Annotated in this window: 3 protein-coding genes; 2 read left to right on the top strand and 1 reads right to left on the bottom strand. The window is 36.5% G+C overall.

Going from position 1 to position 2,930, the window contains the following annotated elements:
- Nucleotides 1-196: hypothetical protein (locus tag ACPYKA_RS20215; protein ID WP_479543987.1), on the top strand; the 196-nt coding region annotated here is incomplete at its 5' end.
- 320 nt (nt 197-516) lie between these two features.
- Here ACPYKA_RS20215 and gabT read toward each other — a convergent pair.
- Nucleotides 517-1,815 (bottom strand): 4-aminobutyrate--2-oxoglutarate transaminase, encoded by a 1,299-nt coding sequence (gene gabT, locus ACPYKA_RS20210; protein WP_479543986.1) that lies wholly within the window; start codon nt 1,813-1,815, stop codon nt 517-519.
- A 69-nt stretch (nt 1,816-1,884) separates the two neighbouring features.
- Between gabT and pdxR the strand changes: the two genes are divergently transcribed.
- On the top strand, nt 1,885-2,930 hold a 1,046-nt coding region (pdxR, locus tag ACPYKA_RS20205), incomplete at its 3' end, for a MocR-like pyridoxine biosynthesis transcription factor PdxR (protein ID WP_479543985.1).

Below are 2,930 nucleotides of genomic sequence, written 5' to 3'. Positions count from 1 at the left end.
ATCCTTTTACATAGGTAAAGAAAAGTTTGATTCAGTGAGTACTGGGGCTAATTCGGTGGGTTTAGCGACGATTCCGCGAAGTTCAGCGCTTAACTCCCGAATGATTCATAACGTAGATAACATCATTCGTGGGGATAGTGGTTTTGCCATTCCTGAGCTGTATAAGCTTTGCGAAACTCGTGAATTGATTACATGATCCGTTTAAAAGCCAGCCAGCGCTTGCAACGGATTGAGGGAGAAATCGAGAACGAAACATGGCAGAAATGGATATCCATGAAGACTATATTCCGAGAACGGTACATCTTCTCTCCATAAGTATTATTATACTTTTAAAAAATTCATTTCAAATACAAATTAAAAAATTATAGGGCGCTAAGGCCCTATAATATTAATAAATGGAGTAAGCAAAGAGAGTGTATAAGACGTTAGTTATGACAGACTTTTCATCTAACTTACTCCAAATATTTTTTAATAAATAGCTTTGCTTCAAGAAAACTTTACTCTTATTTACAAGTTTCAAATTTGATCAAAAGCTTTCTCTAAAACAGTTAATCCCTTCGTTAACTCTTCATCAGTAATAACAAGCGGTGTTAAAAAGCGAATTACATTTCCTTTTATTCCAGCTGAGAGGAGCAAAAGGCCATTATCATTTGCATAGGAGATAATCGTTTCAACTGCTTTTTTATTTGGCAGTTTAGTTGCATGATCTTCTACAAGTTCTACAGCAACCATCGAACCTAAACGACGGATATCTCCAATAAATACATGCTTTTTAGAAAGCTCTTTTAACTTTTCTTCTATTATGTGTCCAATTTGCTCCGACTTCTCTGCCAAGTTTTCTTCCTCTACAACATCTATAACAGCCAAAGCAGCGGCACAGGCAACAGGGCTTCCAGCATACGTCCCGCCAAGCTCGCCAGGATTCGCTGCATCTAAAATTTCTTTACGACCAACGACACCACTTAATGGTAATCCAGCCGCTAAAGATTTCGAAACAGTCATAAGGTCTGCATCAATATCAAATTGCTCTATTGCAAAAAGAGTACCCGTGCGTGCAAAACCAGTCTGTATTTCGTCTGCAACAAAAACAATGCCATGTTCTGTACAAAAGTTTCTTACAGCTTGAACAAACTTTTTAGGTGGTATAATAAATCCACCTTCTCCTTGAACTGGCTCCATCACGACACATGCTACCGTTTCTGGAGCAACAGTTGAAATAAAGAAATCTTCAAATTCATTTATTAGATGGTCAACATATTCTTCCTCTGACATTCCTTCAGGCTTATGATACATATACGGATAAGGTGCTTGATAAATTTCCGGAGAAAAAGGACCGAAACCAAACTTATACGGCTTTACCTTACTTGTCATTCCCATCGTTAAATTTGTACGACCGTGAAAACCTCGTGTAAAAGATACGACTGCTTGTCTGTTCGTATATTTACGTGCCATTTTCACTGCATTTTCAACTGCTTCTGCTCCAGAGTTAAATAATGCCGCATGTTTTTCAAATTTTCCCGGCGTAATCATACAAAGTTTTTCAGCCAATTCAATATAAGATTCGTACATCATTACGTTAAATCCTGGGTGTAAGAATCTATCAACTTGTTCTTTTACAGCTTTAATGACTTTCGGGTGATTATGACCTACATTTAATGTCCCGATCGCACTAGCAAAATCAATCCATTCACGTCCATTTTCATCAATTATTGTTGCACCGCTTGCTTCTTTTGCAATATTTAAATTCCCATTAGAGATTCCTTTAGGTATGTATTCTTTTCGTTTCTTTTGCAATTCCAATGTTTTATCACTCATATACCATTCTCCTCTCCAAGTGATTTATAGAAATTATAATAGACATCTGATATTATGAAAAGTATCAAAGTGAAAAAAAATATAGTACCAAACGAGGTGGGGACATTGTTATTTATGACGATTGATAAAAATCGACAAAAGGGATATTTATATCGACAAATATATACAGACCTTAAAAAATCAATATTAGACGGAAAGTTAAGTGAAAATGATAAATTACCATCAAAACGTGATCTTGCCTCCCAGTTAAATGTAAGCGTTAATACCATTTCATCTGCTTATGAGCAATTAATAGCAGAAGGTTACATTTATGCAAAAGAAAGAAGTGGATATTATGTAGAAAAAATAAGTTATTTTGACAAAGATAAGCCGACAAATGTTCCTTTCCCTGATGACTTGAAAGAATGTACCCTTGAAAAAAACGATTGGCTTTCCTTATCACATATGGCGACCAATGTGAATTTATTCCCTTTTAAAGACTGGGAAAAAAGCCAGCAGCAAGCGATTGAAATGCACAGTAACGAACTTGCTCATATTACTCATCAACAAGGTCCTTACCTTGTTCGTCAAACGATTTCTAAAATAATTAATCTAACACGCGGTGTTGCTTGTGAACCAGAGCAAGTTGTAATCAGTGTAGGAACCCAGCCTTTAATAGAACAATTGATTCAGATGCAACAGATGAATAAAACGGTGCAGATCGCCGTGGAAGATCCCGGTTATGCGAGAATTCATCGTCATTTAAACCAAATCGGAGCGCATGTTATACCTGTACCGTTAGATTCAAAAAGTATCGATATCGAAAAGTTGACTAAACTTCATGCAGATATGGTACTTGTTACCCCATCCCATCAATTTCCAATGGGGAAGATTATGCCTATTTCAAGACGACTTCAATTACTAAATTGGGCTACACAACAATCCGATCGCTATATTATTGAGGATGATTATGACAGTGAATTTAAATATGAAACAGATCAAATTCCATCTTTGCAAAGTCTTGATCGTCATCAGCGTGTTATCTATATGGGGACATTTTCCAAATCAATGTTAACAGGATTGCGAATCAGTTATATGGTTTTACCGATACCGCTATTACGGAAGTACCGCAAACG

Origin of the sequence: Pseudogracilibacillus amylolyticus (SeqCode), from assembly GCF_051918545.1 — a bacterium.
Taxonomy (GTDB): Bacteria; Bacillota; Bacilli; order Bacillales; family Amphibacillaceae; genus Pseudogracilibacillus.
The sequence above is the reverse complement of the archived record's forward strand: the minus strand, read 5'-3'. Positions and strand labels throughout refer to the sequence as shown.

Bases quoted from the DNA above. Each gene is read 5' to 3' on its own strand.
- gabT (WP_479543986.1), bottom strand. From the start codon at position 1,815: ATGAGTGATAAAACATTGGAATTGCAAAAGAAACGAAAAGAATACATA.